This is a genomic window from Tumebacillus lacus, assembly GCF_026410385.1.
Classification (GTDB): domain Bacteria; phylum Bacillota; class Bacilli; order Tumebacillales; family Tumebacillaceae; genus Tumebacillus; species Tumebacillus lacus.
In genome coordinates, this window is sequence record NZ_JAPMLT010000018.1 from 30,195 (window position 1) to 54,651 (window position 24,457).

Annotated in this window: 37 protein-coding genes; all 37 read left to right on the forward strand. The window is 54.8% G+C overall.

Going from position 1 to position 24,457, the window contains the following annotated elements; genetic code table 11:
* Positions 1-20 precede the first annotated feature (20 nt).
* The 37 genes from rpoC to rplQ all read left to right on the forward strand — a co-directional run bounded on the left by rpoC (position 21) and on the right by rplQ (position 24,386).
* Positions 21-3,680, forward strand: coding sequence for a DNA-directed RNA polymerase subunit beta' (gene rpoC / locus OS242_RS20510; RefSeq protein ID WP_267153542.1), 3,660 nt, complete (start codon positions 21-23; stop codon positions 3,678-3,680).
* A 182-nt stretch (positions 3,681-3,862) separates the two neighbouring features.
* The gene (locus OS242_RS20515; RefSeq protein ID WP_267153543.1) at positions 3,863-4,114 is read left to right on the forward strand and encodes a ribosomal L7Ae/L30e/S12e/Gadd45 family protein; all 252 of its coding nucleotides are present in this window, start codon (positions 3,863-3,865) and stop codon (positions 4,112-4,114) included.
* Positions 4,115-4,215: 101 nt separating this feature from the next.
* Positions 4,216-4,635, forward strand: coding sequence for a 30S ribosomal protein S12 (rpsL, locus tag OS242_RS20520; RefSeq protein WP_267153544.1), 420 nt, complete (start codon positions 4,216-4,218; stop codon positions 4,633-4,635).
* Positions 4,636-4,689: 54 nt separating this feature from the next.
* A complete protein-coding gene (gene rpsG, locus OS242_RS20525; RefSeq protein ID WP_267153545.1) occupies positions 4,690-5,160 on the forward strand; it encodes a 30S ribosomal protein S7 in 471 nt (156 codons plus the stop codon).
* A gap of 81 nt (positions 5,161-5,241) precedes the next feature.
* A complete protein-coding gene (gene fusA, locus OS242_RS20530; RefSeq protein ID WP_267153546.1) occupies positions 5,242-7,317 on the forward strand; it encodes an elongation factor G in 2,076 nt (691 codons plus the stop codon).
* Positions 7,318-7,346: 29 nt separating this feature from the next.
* The gene (gene tuf, locus OS242_RS20535; protein ID WP_267153547.1) at positions 7,347-8,534 is read left to right on the forward strand and encodes an elongation factor Tu; all 1,188 of its coding nucleotides are present in this window, start codon (positions 7,347-7,349) and stop codon (positions 8,532-8,534) included.
* 377 nt (positions 8,535-8,911) lie between these two features.
* A complete protein-coding gene (gene rpsJ, locus OS242_RS20540) occupies positions 8,912-9,220 on the forward strand; it encodes a 30S ribosomal protein S10 (protein ID WP_267153548.1) in 309 nt (102 codons plus the stop codon).
* A gap of 43 nt (positions 9,221-9,263) precedes the next feature.
* On the forward strand, positions 9,264-9,887 hold the full coding sequence (rplC, locus tag OS242_RS20545; RefSeq protein WP_267153549.1) for a 50S ribosomal protein L3: 624 nt from the start codon (positions 9,264-9,266) through the stop codon (positions 9,885-9,887).
* A gap of 28 nt (positions 9,888-9,915) precedes the next feature.
* A complete protein-coding gene (gene rplD, locus OS242_RS20550) occupies positions 9,916-10,536 on the forward strand; it encodes a 50S ribosomal protein L4 (protein ID WP_267153550.1) in 621 nt (206 codons plus the stop codon).
* Positions 10,536-10,826, forward strand: coding sequence for a 50S ribosomal protein L23 (gene rplW / locus OS242_RS20555; protein ID WP_267153551.1), 291 nt, complete (start codon positions 10,536-10,538; stop codon positions 10,824-10,826). Before rplD ends, rplW begins: the two co-directional genes overlap by 1 nt.
* A gap of 27 nt (positions 10,827-10,853) precedes the next feature.
* Entirely contained in the window at positions 10,854-11,684 is an 831-nt protein-coding gene (gene rplB / locus OS242_RS20560; protein ID WP_267153552.1) for a 50S ribosomal protein L2, read from the forward strand.
* A gap of 34 nt (positions 11,685-11,718) precedes the next feature.
* Positions 11,719-11,997, forward strand: coding sequence for a 30S ribosomal protein S19 (rpsS, locus tag OS242_RS20565; RefSeq protein ID WP_267153553.1), 279 nt, complete (start codon positions 11,719-11,721; stop codon positions 11,995-11,997).
* Between the two features lie 32 nt (positions 11,998-12,029).
* The gene (gene rplV / locus OS242_RS20570) at positions 12,030-12,368 is read left to right on the forward strand and encodes a 50S ribosomal protein L22 (protein ID WP_267153554.1); all 339 of its coding nucleotides are present in this window, start codon (positions 12,030-12,032) and stop codon (positions 12,366-12,368) included.
* A 17-nt stretch (positions 12,369-12,385) separates the two neighbouring features.
* Positions 12,386-13,057, forward strand: a complete 672-nt coding sequence (gene rpsC, locus OS242_RS20575) for a 30S ribosomal protein S3 (protein ID WP_267153555.1) — start codon at positions 12,386-12,388, stop codon at positions 13,055-13,057.
* Between the two features lie 3 nt (positions 13,058-13,060).
* On the forward strand, positions 13,061-13,495 hold the full coding sequence (gene rplP, locus OS242_RS20580) for a 50S ribosomal protein L16 (protein WP_267153556.1): 435 nt from the start codon (positions 13,061-13,063) through the stop codon (positions 13,493-13,495).
* Positions 13,485-13,682: a 50S ribosomal protein L29 gene (rpmC, locus tag OS242_RS20585; protein ID WP_267153557.1), complete on the forward strand. Its 198-nt coding sequence runs from the start codon at positions 13,485-13,487 to the stop codon at positions 13,680-13,682. Before rplP ends, rpmC begins: the two co-directional genes overlap by 11 nt.
* A 31-nt stretch (positions 13,683-13,713) precedes the next feature.
* On the forward strand, positions 13,714-13,977 hold the full coding sequence (gene rpsQ, locus OS242_RS20590) for a 30S ribosomal protein S17 (RefSeq protein ID WP_267153558.1): 264 nt from the start codon (positions 13,714-13,716) through the stop codon (positions 13,975-13,977).
* Positions 13,978-14,012: 35 nt separating this feature from the next.
* The gene (gene rplN / locus OS242_RS20595; protein WP_267153559.1) at positions 14,013-14,381 is read left to right on the forward strand and encodes a 50S ribosomal protein L14; all 369 of its coding nucleotides are present in this window, start codon (positions 14,013-14,015) and stop codon (positions 14,379-14,381) included.
* A gap of 44 nt (positions 14,382-14,425) precedes the next feature.
* Complete coding sequence (rplX, locus tag OS242_RS20600) at positions 14,426-14,755, forward strand: 50S ribosomal protein L24 (protein WP_267153560.1); 330 nt, start codon at positions 14,426-14,428, stop codon at positions 14,753-14,755.
* Between the two features lie 27 nt (positions 14,756-14,782).
* Positions 14,783-15,328 (forward strand): 50S ribosomal protein L5, encoded by a 546-nt coding sequence (gene rplE, locus OS242_RS20605; protein ID WP_267153561.1) that lies wholly within the window; start codon positions 14,783-14,785, stop codon positions 15,326-15,328.
* Between the two features lie 35 nt (positions 15,329-15,363).
* Positions 15,364-15,549: a type Z 30S ribosomal protein S14 gene (locus OS242_RS20610; RefSeq protein WP_267153562.1), complete on the forward strand. Its 186-nt coding sequence runs from the start codon at positions 15,364-15,366 to the stop codon at positions 15,547-15,549.
* Between the two features lie 30 nt (positions 15,550-15,579).
* Complete coding sequence (gene rpsH, locus OS242_RS20615) at positions 15,580-15,978, forward strand: 30S ribosomal protein S8 (RefSeq protein WP_267153563.1); 399 nt, start codon at positions 15,580-15,582, stop codon at positions 15,976-15,978.
* 30 nt (positions 15,979-16,008) lie between these two features.
* Entirely contained in the window at positions 16,009-16,548 is a 540-nt protein-coding gene (gene rplF, locus OS242_RS20620) for a 50S ribosomal protein L6 (RefSeq protein WP_267153564.1), read from the forward strand.
* Positions 16,549-16,589: 41 nt separating this feature from the next.
* On the forward strand, positions 16,590-16,958 hold the full coding sequence (gene rplR, locus OS242_RS20625) for a 50S ribosomal protein L18 (protein WP_267153565.1): 369 nt from the start codon (positions 16,590-16,592) through the stop codon (positions 16,956-16,958).
* A gap of 24 nt (positions 16,959-16,982) precedes the next feature.
* Positions 16,983-17,480, forward strand: a complete 498-nt coding sequence (gene rpsE, locus OS242_RS20630) for a 30S ribosomal protein S5 (protein ID WP_267153566.1) — start codon at positions 16,983-16,985, stop codon at positions 17,478-17,480.
* Positions 17,481-17,498: 18 nt separating this feature from the next.
* On the forward strand, positions 17,499-17,684 hold the full coding sequence (gene rpmD, locus OS242_RS20635) for a 50S ribosomal protein L30 (protein WP_267153567.1): 186 nt from the start codon (positions 17,499-17,501) through the stop codon (positions 17,682-17,684).
* 34 nt (positions 17,685-17,718) lie between these two features.
* A complete protein-coding gene (gene rplO / locus OS242_RS20640; protein ID WP_267153568.1) occupies positions 17,719-18,162 on the forward strand; it encodes a 50S ribosomal protein L15 in 444 nt (147 codons plus the stop codon).
* Positions 18,162-19,448, forward strand: coding sequence for a preprotein translocase subunit SecY (gene secY / locus OS242_RS20645; RefSeq protein WP_267153569.1), 1,287 nt, complete (start codon positions 18,162-18,164; stop codon positions 19,446-19,448). Before rplO ends, secY begins: the two co-directional genes overlap by 1 nt.
* Before the next feature lie 52 nt (positions 19,449-19,500).
* Positions 19,501-20,151 (forward strand): adenylate kinase, encoded by a 651-nt coding sequence (locus tag OS242_RS20650; protein WP_267153570.1) that lies wholly within the window; start codon positions 19,501-19,503, stop codon positions 20,149-20,151.
* Positions 20,148-20,894, forward strand: a complete 747-nt coding sequence (map, locus tag OS242_RS20655) for a type I methionyl aminopeptidase (protein ID WP_267153571.1) — start codon at positions 20,148-20,150, stop codon at positions 20,892-20,894. Before OS242_RS20650 ends, map begins: the two co-directional genes overlap by 4 nt.
* A 107-nt stretch (positions 20,895-21,001) precedes the next feature.
* Positions 21,002-21,220 (forward strand): translation initiation factor IF-1, encoded by a 219-nt coding sequence (gene infA, locus OS242_RS20660; protein WP_038092324.1) that lies wholly within the window; start codon positions 21,002-21,004, stop codon positions 21,218-21,220.
* Positions 21,221-21,246: 26 nt separating this feature from the next.
* A complete protein-coding gene (gene rpmJ / locus OS242_RS20665) occupies positions 21,247-21,360 on the forward strand; it encodes a 50S ribosomal protein L36 (RefSeq protein ID WP_018131305.1) in 114 nt (37 codons plus the stop codon).
* A 68-nt stretch (positions 21,361-21,428) separates the two neighbouring features.
* Positions 21,429-21,797, forward strand: coding sequence for a 30S ribosomal protein S13 (gene rpsM, locus OS242_RS20670; RefSeq protein WP_267153572.1), 369 nt, complete (start codon positions 21,429-21,431; stop codon positions 21,795-21,797).
* Positions 21,798-21,816: 19 nt separating this feature from the next.
* On the forward strand, positions 21,817-22,227 hold the full coding sequence (gene rpsK / locus OS242_RS20675; RefSeq protein WP_267153573.1) for a 30S ribosomal protein S11: 411 nt from the start codon (positions 21,817-21,819) through the stop codon (positions 22,225-22,227).
* Positions 22,228-22,319: 92 nt separating this feature from the next.
* Positions 22,320-22,946 carry a 30S ribosomal protein S4 gene (rpsD, locus tag OS242_RS20680; protein WP_267153574.1) on the forward strand — a complete coding sequence of 209 codons (627 nt, stop codon included), beginning with the start codon at positions 22,320-22,322 and terminating at the stop codon, positions 22,944-22,946.
* An 88-nt stretch (positions 22,947-23,034) separates the two neighbouring features.
* Positions 23,035-23,979: a DNA-directed RNA polymerase subunit alpha gene (locus tag OS242_RS20685; protein WP_267153575.1), complete on the forward strand. Its 945-nt coding sequence runs from the start codon at positions 23,035-23,037 to the stop codon at positions 23,977-23,979.
* A 44-nt stretch (positions 23,980-24,023) separates the two neighbouring features.
* A complete protein-coding gene (gene rplQ, locus OS242_RS20690; RefSeq protein WP_267153576.1) occupies positions 24,024-24,386 on the forward strand; it encodes a 50S ribosomal protein L17 in 363 nt (120 codons plus the stop codon).
* The last annotated feature ends 71 nt before the right edge of the window (positions 24,387-24,457 follow it).

Consider the following 24,457-nt stretch of genomic DNA (forward strand, 5'->3'; position numbering starts at 1 on the left):
GTGAAAGGGAGGTAGGCCCCTTGTTGGACGTCAACAACTTTGAGTACATGAAGATCGGTTTGGCTTCCCCGGAAAAGATCAGATCCTGGTCGCACGGGGAAGTCAAAAAGCCCGAAACGATCAACTACCGGACCCTGAAGCCTGAAAAGGAAGGTCTGTTCTGCGAAAAAATCTTCGGGCCGACTCGTGACTGGGAATGTCACTGCGGCAAATACAAGCGCGTTCGTTACAAAGGCGTCGTCTGTGACCGTTGCGGCGTAGAAGTCACGCGTGCGAAAGTTCGCCGGGAACGGATGGGCCACATCGAGTTGGCGGCCCCCGTCTCCCACATTTGGTTCTTCAAAGGCATTCCGAGCCGCATGGGCCTCGTGCTCGACATGAGCCCGCGCTCCTTGGAAGAAGTCATCTACTTCGCTTCTTACGTCGTCACCAACCCGGGCGAGACGCCGCTCGAATACAAGCAGCTCCTCTCCGAAAAGGAATACCGCTCCTACCGCGAAAAGTACGGCAATGCATTTGACGCGGGCATGGGTGCGGAAGCGATCAAGAAGCTCCTGAACCAAGTGGAAGTCGACAAAGAAGTCGTCCAGCTCAAAGAAGAGCTGAAGACCGCACAAGGCCAACGCCGCAACCGTGCGATCAAACGTCTGGAAGTCATGGAAGCGTTCCGCGCTTCCACCAACGATCCGTCTTGGATGATCCTCGATGTGCTCCCGGTCATTCCGCCGGAGCTTCGTCCGATGGTTCAGCTCGACGGCGGTCGTTTTGCGACCTCCGACCTGAACGACCTCTATCGTCGTGTCATCAACCGGAACAACCGTCTGAAGCGCCTGCTCGACCTTGGCGCTCCGGACATCATCGTGCAAAACGAGAAGCGCATGCTGCAAGAAGCAGTCGACGCTCTGATCGACAACGGTCGTCGCGGCCGTCCGGTCACAGGCCCCGGCAACCGCCCGCTCAAGTCCCTTTCGCACATGCTCAAGGGCAAGCAAGGCCGTTTCCGTCAAAACCTGCTCGGCAAGCGCGTTGACTATTCCGGCCGTTCCGTTATCGTCGTCGGCCCGCACCTGCGCATGTATCAGTGCGGTCTGCCGAAAGAGATGGCGCTCGAACTGTTCAAGCCGTTCGTCATGAAAGAACTGGTCGCCAAAGGTCTCGCGCACAACATCAAGAGCGCGAAACGCAAAGTAGAGCGCGTTTCCGCTGAGGTCTGGGACGTTCTTGAAGACGTTATCAAAGAACACCCGGTGCTCCTCAACCGCGCACCTACCTTGCACAGACTCGGGATTCAGGCGTTCGAACCGACCCTCGTCGAGGGCCGCGCGATCAAACTGCATCCGCTCGTTTGTACGGCGTACAACGCCGACTTTGACGGTGACCAGATGGCAGTCCACGTGCCGCTCTCCGCAGAAGCACAGGCAGAAGCACGCCTGCTGATGCTGGCAGCGCACAACATCTTGAACCCGAAAGACGGCAAGCCGGTCGTCACCCCGACGCAGGACATGGTTCTCGGTTCGTACTACCTGACCATGGAGCGCGGCAAAGAGCCGGGTGAAGGCCGCATCTTCCATTCGACGGCTGAAGCTGTGCTGGCGTATGACATGAAACAGATCTCGCTGCACACCCGTATCGTCATTCCGGCGAAGGCGCTCGGCAAGACTTCCTTCACGCCGGAACAACAAAACGCGTTCCTGATCACGACAGCAGGCAAGATCATCTTCAACGAGATCTTCCCGCAGGACTTCCCGTACATCAACGCAGCGAAGCAGGAAAACCTGCTGCGCGGCATCTCCGACGAATTCTTCGTGTTCGAAAAGGGTGGCAACCCGCGCGCGAAGGTCGACGAGATCGAAGTGCAGACCGCTGTCGTCAAGGGCTTCCTCGGCTCGATCATCGCGGAGTGCTTCCGTCGCTACGGCACCACCGTCACCTCGGAGACGCTCGACAAGATCAAGGCGCTGGCGTTCAAATACTCCACTCGTGCCGGGATCACCATTTCTGTTGCGGACATCATGGTTCCGAAAGAGAAATACGACATCCTCCACGAAGCGGAAGGCAAGGTCGAAACGGTCACGAAACAATTCCGTCGCGGTCTGATCACCGACGACGAACGATACGATCGCGTCATCTCCATCTGGTCGAAGGCGAAAGACAACATCACCAAAGTCCTGATGGGCGCGATGGATAAATACAACCCGATCTACATGATGGCGCACTCCGGTGCCCGCGGTAACGTCTCGCAGATCACCCAGCTCTCCGGTATGCGCGGTCTGATGGCCAACCCGTCCGGTCGGATCATCGAGCTCCCGATCAAGTCGAACTTCCGCGAGGGCCTGACCGTCCTCGAGTACTTCATCTCCACTCACGGCGCGCGTAAAGGTTTGGCCGATACCGCGTTGCGTACCGCTGACTCCGGTTACCTGACTCGTCGTCTCGTCGACGTCGCGCAGGACGTGATCGTCCGTTCGGAAGATTGCGGCACCGACAAAGGCGTGTGGGCGGAAGAGATTCGTGACGGCAAGGAAGTCATCGAGGAACTGTACGACCGCATCGTCGGCCGTATGGCGTTCGTGGACATCAAGCACCCGGAGACGGGCGCAGTACTTGTCGCGGAAAACGAGCAGATCGACGAGGAGATGGGCCGTCAGATCATCGACGCCGGTCTCAAGCGCGTCTACATCCGCTCTGTCACCGCTTGCCGTGCGCAGCATGGCGTCTGCATCAAGTGCTACGGCCGCAACCTCGCGACCGGCAACATGGTTGAGATCGGCGAAGCGGTTGGCATCATCGCGGCGCAGTCGATCGGCGAACCGGGAACCCAGTTGACCATGCGTACGTTCCATACCGGCGGCGTCGCCGGCGATGACATCACGCAAGGTCTGCCGCGTATCCAGGAGCTGTTCGAGGCCCGCAACCCGAAAGGCCAAGCGATCATCACCGAAATCGACGGTCAGATCTCCGAGATCCGCGAAGTCAAAGACAAGCGCGAGATCGAAGTGTCCGGCAATGCGGAAGTCAAGGTGTACCCGGTTCCGTACGGCTCCCGCATCTCCGTGAGCGTCGGTCAAATCGTAGAAGCGGGCGATCCGCTCACCGAGGGTTCCATCGACCCGAAAGACATGCTGAAGGTCAAAGGCATCCACGGTGTTCAAATGTACCTGCTGCGCGAAGTGCAGCGCGTATACCGTCTGCAAGGCGTAGAGATCAACGACAAGCACGTCGAGGTCATGGTTCGTCAGATGCTGCGTAAAGTCCGCATCAACGACGCAGGGGACACGACGCTCTTGCCGGGCACCTATGTCGACATCTACGAGTTCGAAAAAGCAAACTTGCCAGTGCTCCTCGGCGGCGGTGAACCGGCTGTTGCCCGTCCGGCACTGCTCGGGATCACCAAGGCGTCCCTGGAGACCGATTCCTTCCTGTCTGCAGCGTCCTTCCAAGAGACCACCCGTGTCCTCACTGAAGCGGCGATCAAGGGCAAGGTGGACCGTCTGCTCGGTCTCAAGGAGAACGTCATCATCGGTAAGCTGGTTCCGGCCGGCACCGGTATGTCCCGTTACCGCAACATCAAGATCGACGATGGCACCGACATGGACGAAACAGTCCCGGCCGATGTCTCGGCAACAGTCACAGCCGATGCTGAAGCAGAGCTGGAAGCTTTGGAAACCGTGGTCGAATAAGCCGCGTTTACCAAAAAATAATGCCTGGAACGGCGCTCTCTGGTGGGAGCGCCGTCTCTATGGCCATTACCAGAAAAATATTTTGCCCGTTCGTTGCCCGAAGAGTTGACTTCCGCTCTATAAGGTGCTAGAATCTCGTAGTGTGCCTAGTCAAGAGGCGATTCTAGGGAGGATGGTTCGGAGTGGCGACAGATCGCATCCGAGAATCTGATCACATGGTGGTCGGATTGAACCAAACAACCAAAGCCTTGGAACTTGCGATAGCAAGTGAAGTGTTCTTGGCAAAAGACGCGGATCGACGAGTACATTCGAAGGTCCTTGCACTTGCGAAACAGAATAACACCCCAGTTACGTGGGTGGATACGATGAAGCAGCTAGGGGTTGCTTGCGGGATCGAGATCGGTGCCGCCACCGCAGCGCTCATCGCACGATAGGTTCTGGCGATTGCCATGCAGTTCGTCATTTACCTTTTTCATTTGCCATCGCATGAGCCGCCGGGCTCTGTGTACTTGAAACTTTGGAAGGAGGTGCAGTTATGCCGACAATCAACCAGCTGGTCCGCAAGGGTCGCAAAGTAATCGAAAAGAAATCGACTGCTCCGGCTCTGCAAAAAGGTTACAACAGCTTCGTGAAGGAGCAGACGGATCTCCCGTCTCCGCAAAAACGCGGTGTGTGCACCCGTGTAGGTACCATGACGCCGAAGAAGCCGAACTCCGCACTGCGTAAGTATGCGCGTGTTCGTCTGACCAACGGTATCGAGGTCACCGCTTACATCCCGGGTATTGGTCACAACCTGCAAGAGCACAGCGTTGTTCTGGTGCGCGGCGGTCGTGTAAAAGACCTTCCGGGTGTCCGTTACCACATCGTTCGTGGTGCGCTTGACACCGCAGGTGTTAAAGACCGTATGCAATCCCGCTCCAAATACGGCGCGAAGCGCCCGAAAGCAAAGAAATAATCCAGCTGCGTAACTGCAGACTATCTCAGGAAAAGATGAAAGGAGGAGAATTGCATGCCGCGTAAAGGTCCCGTGCCGCGCCGCGACGTACTGCCGGATCCGGTTTATGGATCCAAAATGGTCACCCGTCTGGTGAACAAACTGATGTACGACGGTAAGAAAGGCACCGCCCAAGCTGCTGTCTACGGTGCGTTTGAACGCATCAAAGAAAAGACTGGCAATGATCCGCTCGAAGTCTTCGAAACCGCTATGAAAAATGTCATGCCGGTTCTCGAAGTTAAAGCACGCCGCGTTGGGGGTGCAAACTACCAGGTGCCGATCGAAGTTCGTCCGGAACGTCGTTCGACCCTCGGTATCCGTTGGATCGTCGACTACTCCCGTAAGCGCAACGAGAAAACCATCGAAGAAAAGCTCGCTAACGAGCTGATGGACGCTGCGAACAACACGGGCGGCTCTGTAAAGCGCCGCGAAGATATGCACAAAATGGCGGAAGCGAACAAAGCGTTCGCACACTACCGCTGGTAGGAGGTTGTGTGAGGATGGATTCTTCGGGATCTATCCTGCACGCCTATACTTACAAACAGGCTTGAGAAAGGAGGCTGTACCATGGCACGTGAGTTTCCGTTAGAAAAAACCCGTAATATCGGGATCATGGCCCACATCGACGCTGGTAAGACCACCACGACCGAGCGGGTCCTGTTCTACACCGGCCGCGTTCACAAGATCGGTGAGGTTCACGAAGGTGGAGCTACGATGGACTGGATGGTTCAGGAGCAAGAGCGTGGCATCACGATCACGTCTGCTGCAACCACCGCTCAGTGGGACAACCACCGCATCAACATCATCGATACGCCTGGTCACGTGGACTTCACCGTAGAGGTTGAGCGCTCCCTGCGCGTACTCGACGGCGCTGTCGGCGTGTTCTGTGCAAAAGGTGGCGTTGAGCCGCAATCCGAGACTGTATGGCGCCAAGCGGACAAGTACAACGTTCCGCGTATCGCCTACGTCAACAAGATGGACATCATCGGTGCAGACTTCTTCCGTTGCGTCGACATGATGCGTGACCGCCTGAAGGCAAACGCTGTGCCGATCCAAATGCCGATCGGTGCAGAGGACGTCTTCAAAGGCATGATCGACCTTGTCACCATGGAAGCGATCGTTTACACCGACGACCTCGGCAAGACTTCCGAGAAGACCGAGATCCCGGCTGAACTGAAGGACCGTGCGAACGAACTTCGCCAAAACCTTCTGGAAGCAGTTGCGGAACTCGACGAAGATCTGATGATGAAGTATCTCGAAGGTGAAGAGTTCACCACCGAAGAGATCAAGGCAGCACTCCGCAAGGGTGTTATCAACGTCCAGATCATCCCGGTTATCTGCGGTTCTTCGTACAAAAACAAAGGTGTTCAGCCGATGCTGGACGCAGTTGTTGCGTACATGCCGGCTCCGACCGACGTCCCGGCTATCAAGGGCGTTACCGACGAAGGCGAAGAAACCACCCGTCCGTCCAGCGATGCTGAGCCGTTCTCCGCTCTGGCATTCAAAATCATGACCGACCCGTTCGTTGGCAAGCTGGCATTCTTCCGTGTATACTCCGGTTCCCTCGGCTCCGGCTCCTACGTGCTTAACTCCACGAAGGGCAAGCGCGAGCGTATCGGCCGTATCCTGCAGATGCACGCGAACCACCGTGAAGAGATCTCGACCGTTTACGCGGGCGACATCGCTGCTGCTGTCGGTCTGAAAGACACCACCACGGGCGACACCCTGTGCGACGAGAAGTCTGTCGTTATCCTCGAGTCGATGGTATTCCCGGACCCGGTTATCTCCCTGTCCCTGGAACCGAAGACCAAGGCTGACCAAGACAAACTCGGCGTGGCACTGTCCAAGTTGGCGGAAGAAGACCCGACCTTCAAAACTTTCACCGACCAAGAAACCGGCCAAACGATCATCTCCGGCATGGGCGAGCTCCATCTCGAGATCATCGTTGACCGTCTCCAACGCGAGTTCAAAGTTGAAACCAACGTTGGTAAGCCGCAGGTTGCTTTCAAAGAAGCAATCTCCAGCAAGGTCAAAATCGAAGGCAAGTTCGTGCGTCAGTCCGGCGGTAAAGGCCAATACGGTCACGTATGGCTGGAGCTGGAACCGCTCGAGCGCGGCCAAGGCTACATCTTCGAAAACAAGGTCGTCGGCGGTGCTGTTCCGCGTGAATACATCCCGGCTGTCGATAACGGCATTCAAGAAGCGATGCAAAACGGCGTTCTCGCCGGCTACCCGCTGATTGATGTCAAGGCGACTATCATCGATGGTTCCTACCATGACGTCGACTCCTCTGAGATGGCGTTCAAGATCGCAGGTTCCATGGCTCTCAAAGCCGGTGCTCTCCGCGCCAACCCGCAGATCCTCGAGCCGATCATGAAAGTCGAAGTTACCGTTCCGGAAGAATACATGGGCGACATCATGGGTGATATTAACTCCCGTCGTGGTCGCATCGAAGGTATGGAAGCTCGTGCAGGCGCACAAGTGATCCGTGGCTTCGTACCGCTCTCCGAAATGTTCGGTTACGCAACTTCCTTGCGTTCCCGCACCCAAGGCCGCGGCCAGTACTCCATGGAGTTCTACAACTACGAGCCTGTTCCGAAATCCGTATCGCAAGAAATCATCGCCAAAAACAAAGGCGAGTAATTTATAGCGAATAAGAGGAGTTGACCACAGTGGGTAAAGCTAAATTCGAACGTAACAAACCGCACGTTAACATCGGTACCATCGGTCACGTCGACCATGGTAAAACCACTCTGACTGCAGCAATCACCACCTACCTGGCGAAAGCTGGCGGCGCGCAAGCTATGGCGTACGACGCAATCGACAAAGCTCCGGAAGAGCGCGAGCGCGGCATCACCATCAACACCGCTCACGTTGAATACGAAACCGCTAACCGCCACTACGCACACGTAGACTGCCCGGGCCATGCCGACTATGTTAAAAACATGATCACCGGCGCAGCTCAAATGGACGGCGCGATCCTCGTTGTATCCGCTGCTGACGGCCCGATGCCGCAAACCCGCGAGCACATCCTGCTGTCCCGCCAAGTAGGCGTTCCGTACATCGTTGTCTTCATGAACAAGTGCGACATGGTTGACGACGAAGAACTCCTCGAGCTGGTTGAAATGGAAATCCGCGACCTGCTGTCCGAGTACGACTTCCCGGGCGACGACATCCCGGTTGTTAAGGGCTCCGCTCTGAAAGCTCTGGAAGGCGACGCTGCTTGGGAAGGCCGCATCGACGAGCTGATGGCTGCTGTTGACTCCTACATCCCGGAACCGACTCGCGAAACCGACAAGCCGTTCCTGATGCCGGTCGAGGACGTGTTCACGATCACCGGTCGTGGTACCGTTGCTACCGGCCGTGTAGAGCGTGGCGAACTCAAAGTTGGCGACAACGTTGAAGTTGTCGGCATCCAAGAAGAAACCCGCACCACCGTTGCTACCGGTATCGAGATGTTCCGCAAACTGCTCGACTCCGCTCGTGCAGGCGACAACATCGGCGCACTGCTGCGCGGTGTAAACCGTGAAGACATCGAGCGCGGTCAAGTACTGTGCAAGCCGGGCTCCATCAAGCCGCACACCAAATTCAACGCAGAGCTGTACGTTCTGACCAAAGAAGAGGGCGGCCGTCACACCCCGTTCTTCCAAGGCTACCGTCCGCAGTTCTACGTCCGCACCACCGACGTTACCGGTATCGTTCAGCTGCCGGAAGGCACCGAGATGGTAATGCCGGGCGACAACATCTCCGTTGTCGTTGAGCTGATCTCCCCGATCGCTCTCGAAGAAGGTACCCGCTTCGCAATCCGCGAAGGCGGCCGCACCGTTGGCGCAGGCGTTGTTGCTTCCATCATCGCGTAATTGCTCCAACAACTAGAAAAAAAGACGAGTCTATCGACTCGTCTTTTTTTATTTTTATTTTCCAGTCTGATACCCTTTGACTTTTGGGCGGTTATCCTCTAAAATAGTTGAAGTGTGCTACTCCAATCAAGACAACGCGCTCGTGTGTTTCAAAAATGACAATTGCAGATTCGACAGAAACTGCTTGGCATAAAATCTTGGATCGCATAGCGAATTAGCTTGAGTTTTGGGCAACAACGTAGTATACTTTTATATTGTTGGTCTTTGACTGCGATGATGCAGAAGGTTGCTGGTGGCCGGATACGCCATATGCGGCACACCGGGTAAATTTCTGCGGAGTATGTCCAGTTCAAATGGGCGAAAAGGAGGGAACTCATATGGCAAAGCAAAAGATTCGCATTCGACTGAAAGCTTACGACCACAAGATCCTCGATACTTCCGCTGAGAAGATCGTTGATACGGCGAAGCGTTCCGGTGCTGCTGTCTCCGGTCCGATCCCGCTTCCGACCGAGAAGCAGATCATCACGATCCTGCGTGCACCGCACAAATATAAGGATTCTCGTGAGCAATTCGAGATGCGTACCCACAAGCGTCTGATTGACATCGTCAACCCGACTCCGCAAACCGTTGACGCTCTGATGCGTCTGGACCTGCCGTCCGGCGTTGATATCGAAATCAAACTGTAAGACAACAACTACTTCTATATAAGACCCCAGGGAGGTGTCAAACATGAAAGGTATCTTGGGACGCAAACTGGGCATGACCCAGGTGTTTACCGAAGAGGGTAACGCAGTACCGGTAACCGTTATCGAAGCTGGCCCGAACGTAGTTCTCCAAAAGAAAGACCTGGCGAACGACGGCTACGAGGCTATCCAGATCGGTTTCGCGGACAAGAAAAACCCGAACAAACCGGCTACCGGCCACGCGGCTAAAGCCAACACCACGCCCAAGCGCTACGTTCGTGAACTGCGCGGTGTGGATCTGACTGCTTTCGAAGTCGGTCAAGAAATCAAGGCCGATGTGTTTGCAGCAGGTGAGATCGTCGACGTCAGTGGCGTATCGAAGGGTAAAGGTTTCGCTGGTGCGATCAAGCGCCACAACCAATCCCGCGGTCCGATGGCACACGGTTCCCGTTACCATCGTCGTCCGGGTTCGCTCGGTTCGATCAACCCGGGTCGCGTCTTCAAAGGTCAAACGCTGCCGGGTCGTATGGGCGGCGAGCGCACGACCGTGCAGAACCTCGAAGTTATCAAGATTGACGCTGAGCGCAATCTGATCCTCGTAAAAGGTTCCATCCCGGGTCCGAAAAACTCGTTCGTTACGGTCAAAACGGCTGTAAAGTCCGGTAAGTAAGATTTCTAAGGAAAGGAGGAGACCCTCAATGCCGAAAGTTGCTGTATACAACGTCACCGGCGCACAAGTTGGTGAAATCGAACTGTCCGATGCGATCTTCGGGATTACCCCGAACGCGCACGTACTCCACGAAGCTGTAGTTATGCAACAAGCATCTCTGCGCCGTGGTACCCACGACGTTAAGAACCGCTCCGAAGTACGCGGCGGCGGCCGTAAACCGTGGAAACAAAAAGGGACTGGCCGCGCACGCCAAGGTTCCATTCGCTCCCCTCAATGGGTTGGTGGTGGTACCGTCTTCGGTCCGACTCCGCGTTCCTACGCGTACAAGCTGCCGAAGAAAGTTCGCCGTCTGGCTCTCAAATCCGCTCTCTCCACCAAGGTCAACGCAAACGAGATCATCGTCCTGGACGCTCTGAGCATCGATGCGCCGAAGACCAAAGACATGGTGAAGATCCTCGGTAACCTGAAAGTTGGCAAAGCACTGGTTGTTTCCGCAGAAGCAGATGCGAATCTCGCTCTCTCCGCACGCAACATCCCGGGCGTAAAAGTTGTCGACGCTACTGGTATCAACGTTCTGGATCTTCTCCATCATGATGCCCTCGTCATCACCAAAGACGCAGTGGCTAAAGTCGAGGAGGTGTTCGCATAATGAAGAACCCGCGCGACATCATCAAGCGTCCGGTTATCACCGAGCGCTCGACCGATCTGATGGAAGAAAACAAGTTTGCTTTCGAGGTCGAACTCAAAGCGAACAAGACCGAAATCAAAGCAGCGATCGAAGAAATCTTCGGCGTGAAAGTTGCTAAGGTTAACACCTTGCGCGTTCCGTCCAAGAAAAAGCGCGTTGGCAAATTCGTGGGCCGCACTTCTGAGTGGAAAAAAGCAGTCGTGACCCTGACCCCGGACTCCAAGCCGCTGAACTTCTTCGAAGGCGCGTAATCACTAAGCTAAGAAGGAGGGACAACAATGGGTATCAAGAAGTATAAACCGACTTCCCCGGGTCGCCGCTTCATGACTGTACTGACTTATGAAGAGCTGACCACCGACAAGCCGGAGAAATCTCTTCTCGAACCGCTTCACAACAAGGGCGGCCGCAACAACCAAGGCCGTACCACCGTTCGTCATCAAGGCGGCGGCGCGAAGCGCAAATACCGCATCATCGACTTCAAGCGCAACAAGGACGGCATTCCGGGCCGCGTTGCTACGGTCGAGTATGACCCGAACCGTTCGGCATTCATCTCGCTGATCAACTACGCTGACGGCGAAAAGCGCTACATCCTCTGGCCGGTAGGTCTGAAGGTTGGCGACATGATCCACTCCGGTACGGACGTGGACATCAAAGTGGGCAACGCACTGCCGCTGGCTAACATCCCGGTTGGTACGATGATCCACAACATCGAAATGAAAGCTGGCAAGGGCGGCCAAATCGCTCGTGCAGCTGGCGCAGAAGCTCAGCTCCTCGCAAAAGAGGGCGAGTACTGCCACATTCGTCTGGCTTCCGGCGAAGTTCGCCTGATCCGTTCCGAGTGCCGTGCAACCATCGGTCAAGTCGGTAACCTGGATCACGAACTCGTAAACATCGGTAAAGCAGGCCGCAACCGTCACAAAGGCATCCGCCCGACCGTCCGCGGTGTTGTTATGAACCCGAACGATCACCCGCATGGTGGTGGTGAAGGTCGCGCTCCGATCGGCCGTAAGTCTCCGCTCTCTCCGTGGGGCAAACCGACCCTCGGCAAGAAGACCCGGAAGAAAAACAAAGCTTCGAACAAATATATCGTTCGCGGCCGCAAGAAGTAATCTAGTAAGCGCCTAATGAAGGGAGGCACCCCGCATGGGTCGTTCGCTCAAAAAAGGACCGTTCGTAGACGATCATCTCTTCAACAAAGTTGAAGCTCTGAACGCTGCAGAAGAAAAGAAGGTTATCAAGACCTGGTCCCGTCGTTCCACGATCTTCCCGGAATTCATCGGCCACACGTTCGCAGTATACGATGGTCGTAAACACGTTCCGGTTTACGTCACCGAGGACATGGTCGGTCACAAGCTCGGTGAATTCGCTCCGACTCGTACCTACAAAGGTCACGGAGCTGACGAAAAAACGTCTCGCCGTTAATTAATACGATCGGTAGAGAGGAGGTATTCTCTATGCAACAAGCGAAAGCTATTGCTCGCAACGTGCGCATCGCGCCGCGCAAAGTCCGCCTCGTCGTTGACTTGATTCGCGGCAAGAAAGCTTCGGAAGCTTTGGCGATCCTGAAGTACACTCCGAAAGCTGCATCTCCGGTTGTTGAAAAGGTTCTGAACTCCGCTCTGGCGAACGCAGACCACAACTACAACATGGAACTCGACAACCTGTACGTGAAAGAAGTCTTCGTCGACCAAGGTCCGACTCTGAAGCGCTTCCGTCCGCGTGCTCAAGGCCGTGCTTTCCGTATCCACAAGCGCACGAGCCACATCACTGTCATCCTCGGTGAGAAGAACTAAAGAAGGAGGGATATCGGATGGGACAAAAGGTAAACCCGATTGGCCTGCGCGTAGGTATTATTCGCGACTGGGAATCTAAGTGGTTCGCTAACAAAAAGGACTACACCGATCTGCTGCATGAAGACATCAAGATCCGTGAATACGTTCTGAACCGTCTCAAGGACTCTTCCGTTGCAACGGTTGAAATCGAACGGGCTGCAAACCGTATCAACGTTACCATTCACACCGCGAAACCGGGCATGGTTATCGGCAAAGGCGGCGCTGAGGTCGACAACCTCCGCAACTCTTTGACTCAAATGACCGGCAAGCGTGTTCACATCAACATCACGGAGATCAAATCTCCTGACCTGAACGCTCAACTGGTTGCGATCAACATCGCTCAACAGCTCGAACGCCGTATCGCGTTCCGCCGTGCGATGAAGCAATCCATCCAGCGCACCATGCGTGCTGGCGCGAAAGGTATCAAAGTACAAGTTTCTGGTCGTCTTGGCGGCGCTGAGATCGCACGCACCGAAGGTTACTCGGAGGGCACTGTTCCGCTCCACACCCTGCGTGCTGATATCGACTACGCGACCTTCGAAGCTCACACCACTTACGGCCGTATCGGCGTAAAAGTGTGGATCTATCGTGGCGAAGTCCTGCCTACCCGTGGCGGCAAGAAAGAAGCTGCTGAAGAAGGGGGTAAGTAAGTCATGTTGTTGCCGAAGCGCGTAAAACACCGCAAAGAACACCGTGGTCGTATGGCTGGTCGCACGAAAGGCGGCGAAGCTGTAACGTTCGGCGAATACGGTCTGCAAGCTCTTGAGCCGGCATGGGTTACCAACCGCCAAATCGAAGCTGCTCGTATCGCGATGACCCGCTACATCAAACGTGGCGGTAAAGTATGGATCAAGATCTTCCCGTCCAAACCGGTAACTGCCAAGCCGGCTGAAACCCGCATGGGTGCTGGTAAAGGTTCGCCGGAGAAGTGGGTTGCTGTTGTAAAGCCGGGCCGTGTCATGTTCGAACTCGCAGGCGTACCGGAAGAGACTGCACGCGAAGCTATGCGTCTCGCTATGCACAAACTGCCGATCAAGTGCAAGTTTGTAAAACGTGAAGAAGTGGGTGGTGAGGCAGATGAAAGTTAAAGACATCCGTAACTTGTCCACCGTGGAAATCGAAACCAAGGTCAACGAACTGAAAGACGAGCTTTTCAACCTGCGCTTCCAACTGGCGACTGGGCAACTGGAAAACCCGATGCGCATCCGCGAAGTGCGTAAGGACATTGCTCGTGCCAAGACGATCCTCAGAGAGCGCGAACTGGGCATCGGCTAATCTCTGATTCGATTTGGGAAGGAGGATGAAGATGAGCGACCGCAACTACCGTAAAGTTCGTACCGGCAAGGTTGTTTCTGACAAGATGGATAAAACCATCGTCGTCGCGATCGAAGAGCAAAAGAAACACCCGCTGTACGGCAAACTGGTTATCGTAACCACGAAGTTCAAGGCACACGATGAGAACAACTCCGCTAAAGTCGGCGACATCGTGAAAATCATGGAAACTCGCCCGCTGTCCAAAGACAAGCGCTGGCGCCTGGTAGAAATCGTAGAGGAAGCTATCATCCTCTAATCGGATAACTCTTCACCTGAAGGGAGGTAACAAACGTGATTCAACCGCAATCTCGATTGACTGTTGCAGACAACTCTGGTGCAAAAGAGATCATGTGCTTCCGCGTGCTGGGCGGCTCGAACCGCAAGTCCGCGAACATCGGCGACATCATCGTTGCTTCTGTGAAAAGTGCAACGCCCGGTGGCGTTGTCAAGAAGGGCGACGTTATCAAGGCTGTAATCGTACGTACTAAGAGCGGTGTTCGTCGTAAAGACGGTTCCTACATCCGCTTTGATGAAAACGCAGCGGTCATCATCAAGGAAGATAAGTCCCCGCGCGGTACCCGTATCTTCGGCCCGGTCGCTCGCGAACTTCGTGATAAAGACTTCATGAAGATCATCTCTCTCGCGCCTGAAGTGCTCTAATCGAAAAACGTTCAGGTAGTAACACCTGAGGAGGTGTAACACAAATGGCTAAGGCGAAACTGCATGTGAAGAAGGATGACACCGTCATCATCCTCGCAGGTAAAGATAAAGGCAAGAAAGGCCGCATCCTGGCTGCTTTCCCGGCAGAAGGCCGCGTCCTCGTAGAAGGCGTGAACATCGTGAAGCGCCACACCCGTCCGTCCGCTGCGAACCAGCAAGGCGGCATCATCGAAAAAGAAGCTCCGGTCCACGTTTCTAACGTAGCGATCGTCGATCCGAAATCCGGCGAACCGACGCGCGTTGGCAAGAAAATCCTGGCCGACGGCACCAAAGTTCGTTACGCTAAAAAATCTGGCGAAATCCTCGACAAGTAACCAGATCGAGAAAGGAGGTAACCTACTGTGGCTACTCGTATGCAAGAGTTCTACAAGAACGAAGTTGTTCCGGCTCTCATGACCAAGTTCAACTATGAGTCCATCATGCAAGTTCCGAAGCTCGAGAAGATCATCATCAACATGGGCCTTGGCGAAGCTGTCGCCAACCCGAAGATCCTCGACACGGCGGTTGAAGACCTGCGCATCATCGCTGGTCAAAAACCGGTTGTCACTAAAGCGAAGAAGTCGATTGCAGGCTTCAAGATTCGTGAAGGCATGCCGATCGGTGCGAAAGTCACCCTCCGCGGTGACCGTATGTACTACTTCCTCGACAAGCTGTTCAACATCTCGCTCCCGCGCGTTCGTGACTTCCGCGGTATCTCGCCGAAGTCCTTCGACGGCCGTGGCAACTACACCCTCGGTCTGAAAGAACAACTCATCTTCCCGGAGATTGAGTACGATAAAGTCGATAAAGTCCGCGGTATGGACATCGTCTTCGTCACCACCGCTAAGTCGGACGAAGAAGCTCGTGAGTTCCTGCGTCTGATGGGCGCACCGTTCCGTCAAGCATAATCTTCCGCAAAGATAAACTAAGGAGGTATGGACAAGTGGCTCGTAAAGCGATGGTCGTTAAGCAGCAACGCCAGCCCAAGTTCAGCACCCGCGCGTACACCCGTTGCCGCGTGTGCGGGCGTCCGCACTCGGTTTTGCGGAAGTTCGGCATCTGCCGTATTTGCTTCCGTGAACTGGCTTACAAAGGTCAACTGCCTGGCGTGAAGAAAGCCAGCTGGTAATCGATAGAGCAAGGGAAGGAGGTTCTCCACATGGTAATGACTGACCCGATTGCTGATATGCTTACCCGTATCCGCAACGCGAACATGGTAGGCCATGAAAAGGTCGAAATTCCGGGTTCCAACCTGAAACGCGCGATCGCTGATATCCTCAAAAACGAAGGTTTCATCCGCGACGCAGAGTTCATCCCGGACAACAAGCAAGGTGTCATCCGCGTCTTCCTGAAGTACGGTCCGGGCCAAGAACGCGTTATCACCGGCATCAAGCGCATCTCGAAGCCGGGCCTGCGCGTATACGCGAAATCCACTGAGATCCCGCGCGTACTGGGCGGCCTTGGTATCGCGATCCTGTCTACTTCTAAAGGCATCGTAACCGACAAAGATGCTCGTCGCGACAAAGTCGGCGGCGAAGTAATCTGCTACGTTTGGTAATAGAGCTCTACACGAATGGAGGTGTAAATTGTGTCTCGTATCGGTAGAAAAGTCATCGCGATCCCGGCGGGTGTAGAAATTGCTCAAGAGGGCAATGTTCTCACCGTCAAGGGTCCGAAAGGCTCCCTGACCCGCGAACTGCACAAGGACATGATCATCAAGATCGAAAACAACGAAATCGTTGTTGAGCGTCCGTCTGATAATAAATTGCACCGTTCCCTTCACGGCACCACTCGTTCCGTAGTGAACAACATGGTCGAAGGTGTAACGAAAGGTTTCGAAAAGAACCTGGACCTGGTTGGCGTTGGTTACCGTGCTGCTAAAGCCGGCAACAAAGTTACCCTGTCCCTCGGTTTCTCCCACCCGGTTGAAATCGTACCGGAAGAAGGCATCGAAATCGATGTCCCGACCCAGACCAAACTGGTTGTTAAGGGCATCAACAAGGAACGCGTCGGCCAAATCGCTGCTGAAATCCGTTCCCTGCGTGAGCCGGAGCCGTACAAAGGCAAAGGTATCAAGTACGAAAACGAAGTCGTCCGCCGCAAGGTTGGTAAGACTGGTAAGAAGTAAGAACCCACTAGCCCTCGTGGCATGAAGGGAGTGAAACACCGATGATCACTAAAGGTGATAAGAATAAAGCTCGTAAACGTCGTCACTTCCGCGTACGTAAGAAAGTTGAAGGTACGGTTGCACGTCCGCGTCTGAACGTATTCCGCTCCTCCAAGCACATCTACGCGCAAATCATTGACGACACCAACGGCGTAACGATCGCATCCGCTTCCACTGCTGATGCTGAGCTGAAAGGCAACGTAACGCACGGCGGCAACGTCGACGCAGCTTCGAAAGTCGGCGCACTGGTTGCAAAGCGCGCGATCGAGAAGGGCGTCAAAGAGGTCGTATTCGACCGCGGCGGCTACCTGTACCACGGCCGCATCCAAGCACTGGCTGACGCAGCACGCGAAGCTGGTCTGGAATTCTAATCTCTGCAAGAAGGAGGGAAACCCATGCGTATCGATCCCAATACTCTCGAACTGTCTGAAAAGGTCGTCGCGATCAACCGTGTCGCGAAGGTCGTAAAAGGCGGTCGTCGTTTCAGCTTCTCCGCGCTGGTCATCGTCGGTGACGGCAATGGCAACGTTGGCGCAGGTCTCGGCAAAGCTGCCGAAGTACCGGAAGCGATCCGCAAAGGCATCGAAGATGCTAAGAAAAACTTGGTCTACGTTCCGCTGGTAGGCACCACCGTACCGCACGAAGTGCTCGGTCGTTTCGGTGCTGGCCGCGTTCTGATCAAACCGGCTAAAGAAGGTACCGGTGTTATCGCTGGCGGTCCGGCTCGTGCGGTTCTCGAACTCGCGGGCGTCAAAGATATCGTCACCAAATCTCTTGGTTCTTCCAACTCGATGAACATGGTAAACGCTACGCTCAACGGTCTGTCGCGCCTCAAGCGCCCGGAAGACGTTGCGAAGCTGCGTGGTAAATCGCTGGAAGAAATCCTGGGTTAATAAGGAGGGGAACAGACAATGGCAAAATTGGAAATCACCCTCGTGAAAAGCCCGATCGGCCGTCCGCAAGATCAGCGCGTCACTGTTACTACCTTGGGTCTGGGCAAGCTCAACTCCAAAGTGGTTCACAATGACACCCCGCAAATCCGCGGCATGGTCAACAAGGTGTCTCACCTTGTTTCCGTAAAAGAACTCGAAGCGTAAGATCGCATTCTATAAATAGAGGAGGTGCACGGGAATGAAACTGCACGAACTCAAACCGGCTGAAGGTGCGAAGCACGTTCGCAAGCGCCTCGGTCGCGGTATCGGTTCCGGTACCGGCAAGACCGCTGGTAAAGGCCACAAAGGTCAAAACGCTCGCTCCGGCGGCGGCGTTCGCCTCGGCTTCGAGGGCGGTCAAACTCCGCTCTTCCGTCGCCTGCCGAAACGTGGTTTCTCCAACGCAGTCTTCGCGACTGAATTGGCTGAAATCAACGTTGGCAAGCTGAACAAGTTCGAAGCTGGCACCGTCGTAACCCCGCAGCTTCTGAAAGAAGCGAAGATCATCAAGTCGTTGAAAGACGGCGTGAAGGTCTTGGGTAGCGGCGAGCTCACTGTTGGTCTTACTGTTCAAGCACAGGCTTTCTCCAAGTCTGCAATCGAAAAGATTGAAGCTGCTGGCGGTAAGGCTGAGGTGATCTAATGTTTACCACGATCTCGAACATCTGGAAAGTATCGGATTTGCGCAATCGCATTCTGTTTACCTTGCTGATGATATTGATTTTCCGGATCGGGAGCTTTATCCCGGTCCCGAATGTCAACGCAAAGGTACTCACAGAGCTCGGTTCGAACCCGATCTTCGGGATGCTCAACACCTTCTCGGGTGGTGCGCTCCAGAACTTCTCGATCTTCGCGATGTCGATCACGCCGTATATCACAGCGTCGATCATCGTCCAGCTCCTTGGCATGGGCGTCATTCGTAAGTTTGAGGAGTGGCAGAAGGAAGGGGATGCGGGTCGTAAAAAACTCGCACAGATCACACGTTACGGGACCGTTATCCTTGGGATGATTCAGGCTTATGGCCTGTCGGTCACCTTTAACAATACGGCCCCCGGCTTGATTACGGATACGAGTTGGACTGGATACGTCCTCATCACGGTCACGCTCACCGCCGGTACTGCTTTCTTGATGTGGCTCGGTGAGCAAATCACCGAAAAAGGGATCGGCAACGGGATTTCGATCATCATCTTCGCGGGGATTATCGCCGGCGTAGAGAGAGGCGCGCGCACGATCTATGAAACCTGGTTCTATAACCAAGAGAACATCGGTCTTTCGTCGGTTAAGCTCGCGATCTTGCTCGTCGGCACAGTCCTGCTCATCGCTGCGATCGTCTTCGTACAACAGGGTGTTCGTCGAATTCCTGTTCAGTATGCGAAACGTGTTGTTGGGCGTAAAATGTACGGTGGTCAATCCTCCCACATTCCGCTCAAAGTTAACGCAGCAGGCGTCATTCCGGTCATCTTTGCTTCTTCTCTGTTGATGTTCCCGGTTACGGTCGCGCAGTTCCTGCCGGCCAATGCCTTCACCAACTGGATTCAAGCAAATTTGGCATTCGGCGCTCCGCTGTATGTTGGTTTGGAAATCGTCTTGATCATCTTCTTCACCTACTTCTATACGTTCGTGCAGATCAACCCTGTACAACTGGCAGACGGGATGAAGAAGAACGGCGGGTTCATTCCGGGTATTCGCCCGGGCAAACCGACCGAACTGTTTATCACCCGCGTGATGAACCGCATCACGCTGTCCGGGGCGCTGTTCTTGGCTGCACTGGCCGCGATGCCGGTACTTTTCATGAACGCGTCGGGACTGAATATGTACTTCGGCGGCACCGGTCTTCTGATCGTCGTCGGGGTTGCTCTTGAAACGATGAAGCAAGTAGAAAGCCAGCTCTTGCAGCGTCACTATAAAGGTTTCATCCGAAACCGATAGCGTGCCGCCTAGGAGAGGCCTAGTTGTCTCAGAACATTTGGAGGGATGAAGCATGCAAGTGATCTTCATGGGATTGCCTGGCGCAGGCAAGGGAACCCAGGCGGAACGGATCGTATCCGAATTCGGCATCCCCCACATCTCCACTGGTGATATGTTCCGAGCAGCGATTGCAGAACAGACGGAGCTTGGTATGAAAGCGAAGTCGTTCATGGATCAGGGGCAACTCGTTCCTGACGAAGTGACGATCGGGATCGTGCGTGAACGGCTGCAGAAGTCCGATTGTGAAAAAGGGTTTCTCCTCGACGGTTTTCCGCGCACCCTCGCTCAAGCTGAAGCGCTCGACGCGATGCTGAGCGAGCTGGGGCGCAACATCGATGTGGTGGTCAACCTCCACGTTGCGAAGGAAAACTTGTTGGCGAGATTGACCGGTCGTCGAATCTGCAAGTCCTGCGGAGCTACCTACCACGTTGTCTTTAACCCTCCGACTACGGAAGGTGCTTGTGACAAATGTGGCGGGGAACTGTACCAGCGTTCGGATGATACCGAAGATGTGGTAGCTACCCGACTGGATGTCAACATCAAGCAATCAGAACCGATCCTCGCGTACTACGCGGAGAAAGGCCTGGTTCGCGAAGTCGAAGGCGAACAGCCGATCGACGAAGTCTACGAGCAAATCTCTTCCATCCTACGAGGTGTGGAATGATCTTTTGTAAGTCCGAAGTAGAGCTGGATTTGATGCGTGAGGCTGGACGGATCGTGGCGTTGACACACAAAGAGCTACAAAAAGCGGTTCATCCGGGGATCACCACGAAGGAACTTGACCAGATTGCAGATGATTTCATCCGCAAGCAAGGTGCGTCTCCCTCCTTTAAGGGATACCACGGGTATCCGGCTTCCATCTGTGCTTCGGTCAATGACGAGATCGTCCACGGCATCCCTGGTACTCGCGAACTCCGAGAAGGCGATGTGATCAGCATCGACATCGGCGCGAACATCCACGGATACCATGGAGACTCGGCATGGACTTGGGGCGTTGGTCAAGTCAGTGAGACTGCTCAGAAACTGCTCGACGTTGGAGAGGCTGCCCTCTTCAAAGGTCTTGAACAGGCTCGGGACGGAAACCGTCTCTCTGATATTGGTCATGCAGTGCAAACGCACGTCGAAGCCGAAGGGCTCTCCGTCGTGCGGGATTATGTAGGACACGGCATCGGGCAAAACATGCACGAAGAACCGTCGATCCCAAACTACGGTCCTAAGGGACGCGGCCCTGTTCTCAAGACGGGGATGACACTGGCGATCGAGCCGATGGTCAACGTTGGCAGCCATAAGACGCGCACCCTGCAAGACCGCTGGACGGTCGTCACTTCGGACGGCACGCTGTCCGCACACTTCGAGCATACGGTGGCCGTGACGGAAAAAGGCCCGGAAATCCTCACGCGAGCATAAGGTGATAAAGATGCCCAGCGCATCGATTGAACCTCGGCTTTGGCAAGTGGCGGAGATCCTCAACAAGTCCTGCAAAATCTTGAAGCTGAAAAGAAGGAGTGAAGCACATGGCGAAAGATGACGTCATCGAGGTGGAAGGTAAGGTAATCGAACCCCTTCCGAATGCAATGTTTCGAGTGGAACTGGAGAACGGTCACAAAGTGCTCGCACATGTATCTGGCAAGATCAGAATGCACTACATCCGGATTCTACCGGGTGATCGCGTAACCGTTGAGTTGTCTCCGTATGACTTGACGCGTGGTCGCATCACCTACCGCTACAAATAAGGGACTTACGATAGGAGGAAATCGCAATGAAGGTACGTCCTTCCGTTAAGCCCATTTGCGAGAAGTGCAAGATCATTCGTCGCAAAGGCGCTGTCATGGTCATCTGCGAAAACCCGAAGCACAAACAAAAGCAAGGCTAAGCTGCGCATAGCGACGCCTTGATTCTTCCTCATAGAACATCACAAACCACCAGGAGGTGTAACAGTTCATGGCACGTATTGCAGGTATCGACTTGCCGCGCGACAAGCGTGTAGAAATCGGCCTGACCTACATCTACGGGATCGGCCGTGTCACCGCGAACAAAATCATCGCGGAAACCGGCGTAGACAAGGACACTCGCGTCCGCGATCTGACCGAAGATGAAGTCAACAAACTTCGTGAGTTTATCGACAAGAACGTCAAGGTTGAGGGTGACCTCCGCCGCGAGATCGCGCTGAACATCAAGCGTCTGATCGAGATCGGTTCTTATCGTGGTATCCGTCACCGTCGTGGTCTCCCGGTTCGCGGCCAGCGCACCAAGACCAACGCACGCACCCGTAAGGGCCCGCGCCGCACGGTAGCAGGCAAGAAGAAATAATAAGGGGGGAAACTGACACATGGCAAAAGTAAAGGCACGTGGTAAAGCTGCCGCTACTCGTACCAAACGTCGTGACCGCAAGAACATTGAAGTTGGCGTCGCTCACATCAAGTCGACGTTCAACAACACGATCGTAACGATCACCGACGTTCAAGGGAACGCAATCTCTTGGGCAACCGCAGGCGGTTCGGGCTTCAAAGGCTCCCGCAAGTCGACCCCGTTCGCAGCTCAGCTCGCGGCTGAAACCGCAGCAAAAGTTGCAATGGAACACGGCATGAAATCCTGCGAAGTCTTCGTTAAAGGTCCGGGCGCTGGTCGTGAAGCTGCAATCCGCTCTCTGCAAGCCGCTGGTCTCGAAGTTTCGATGATCAAGGACGTTACTCCGATCCCGCACAACGGTTGCCGTCCGCCGAAGCGCCGCCGCGTCTAATCTGACGCTGGCGCTTCGCTCTTCTATGTAATCAGAAGAACGGAAACGTTTAGCAGGACAGTATAATCCTAACAGGAGGTGTCAATACTAGAATGGCAAGATACACCGGTTCTGTATGCCGACTTTGCCGCCGTGAAGGCGTTAAATTGTATCTGAAAGGCGACCGTTGCTACACGGCAAAGTGTGCAATCGACCGCCGTGCTTACGCCCCGGGCCAACACGGCCAAGGACGTAAGAAAGTCTCGGAGTACGGCACCCAGTTGCGTGAAAAGCAGAAAGCTCGCCGCGTTTACGGGGTACTGGAAAAGCAATTCCGCGGCTACTACGAAGAAGCTACCCGCCGCAAAGGCATCACGGGTGAAACGCTGCTTCAGATCCTCGAAAGCCGACTGGATAACGTCGTGTACCGCGCTGGCTTTGCAGCTTCCCGTCCGGAAGCTCGTCAAATCGTCAAGCATGGTCACATCCTGGTCAATGGCAAGCGTCTGGACATTCCGTCCTACCAAGCTAAACCGGGCGACGTGATCTCGATCGCAGATGCGTCCCTCGACACTCCGCGCGTTAAAGAACTCGTGGAATCTGCTGAATCGAAGGCAGCTCCGGCATGGCTTGAGAGAGACCTGAACACCAAGTCTGCGCGTATTGCACGCGTACCGGCACGTGACGAAATCGACGTTCCAGTTGCTGAGCAAATGATCGTCGAGCTCTACTCCCGCTAAGATTTGAGTGTTCTCGGCAGACTATCACCCTCAGCAAAGCTAGCGTCTCACCGGAATGTTCGAGTTGTCGAGAAGGAGGGTTACGTGCATGATCGAAATTGAAAAGCCGAGAATCGAGACTGTCGAAATCAACGAGAACGGATCGTATGGGAAATTCGTTGTGGAGCCGCTGGAGCGTGGTTACGGGACCACCCTCGGAAACTCGCTGCGGCGTATTCTGCTGTCCTCCCTGCCGGGGGCAGCTGCGACCACTGTCAAGATTGAAGGGGTCCTCCACGAGTTCTCGACGATTCCGGGCGTTGTGGAAGACACGACCGAGATCATCTTGAATCTCAAACGGCTTTCGCTGAAAATCCATTCCGACGAGGAAAAGACACTGACGATCGATGCGGAAGGGCCGGGTGTCATCACGGCGGCTGACATTCGCGGCGATTCGGATGTTGACGTCCTCAACCCGGATTTGCACATCGCCACTTTGGCGGAAGGCGCGAAGCTCTTCATGGAGATTACGGCGAACCGCGGACGCGGATACGTGCCGGCGGACCGTAATAAGAAAGAAGACATGGAGATTGGCATCATCCCGATCGACTCCATCTACACGCCGATCGAACGCGTGAACTATACCGTGGAAAACACCCGCGTCGGCCAGGTGACCAACTATGACAAGCTGACCCTTGAAGTCTGGTCGGATGGTTCCATTCGTCCGGATGAAGCGGTAAGCCTTGGTGCGAAGATCTTGAACGAGCACCTCATGTTGTTTGTGGGTCTGACCGACAAAGTGCGTGACACGGAGATCATGATCGAAAAGGAAGACGACAAGAAAGAGAAAGTCCTCGAGATGACGATCGAGGAACTGGAACTTTCCGTCCGCTCCTATAACTGCTTGAAGCGTGCCGGTATCAACACGGTTCAAGAACTCTGCTCTAAAACAGAGGAAGAAATGATGAAGGTCCGGAATCTCGGACGCAAGTCGCTGGAAGAAGTGCAGGAAAAACTGCAAGAACTCGGCCTCTCGCTCCGGAAAGAAGACTGATCATAGATACGAAATAACCACCTTTTGAGAGGGAGGGAAATCAAGTGGCATACAGAAAGCTGAACCGTCGCACCGGTAACCGCAAGGCTCTTTTCCGCAGCCAAGTTACCGACCTGTTCATCTACGAGCGCATCCAAACCACCGAAGCAAAGGCAAAGGAACTGCGTTCCGTAGCTGAAAAACTGATCACCCTGGCGAAGCGTGGCGACCTGCACGCTCGTCGTCAAGTAGCATCCTTCGTACGTCCGGAGATCGCGGACGCTGAAACCAACCAAGATGCTATCCAAAAGCTCTTCTCCGAGATCGCACCGCGTTACCAAGAGCGTCAAGGCGGATACACCCGGATCATGAAAATCGGGCCGCGTCGCGGTGACGGCGCGCCGATGGTCTACCTCGAACTGGTTTAATCCACTTCGGGAAAGGGCAGCGCGTACGAGGTTTGCCGGAACGGCCGGCAAGCCTCGTTTGTCTATGTAAC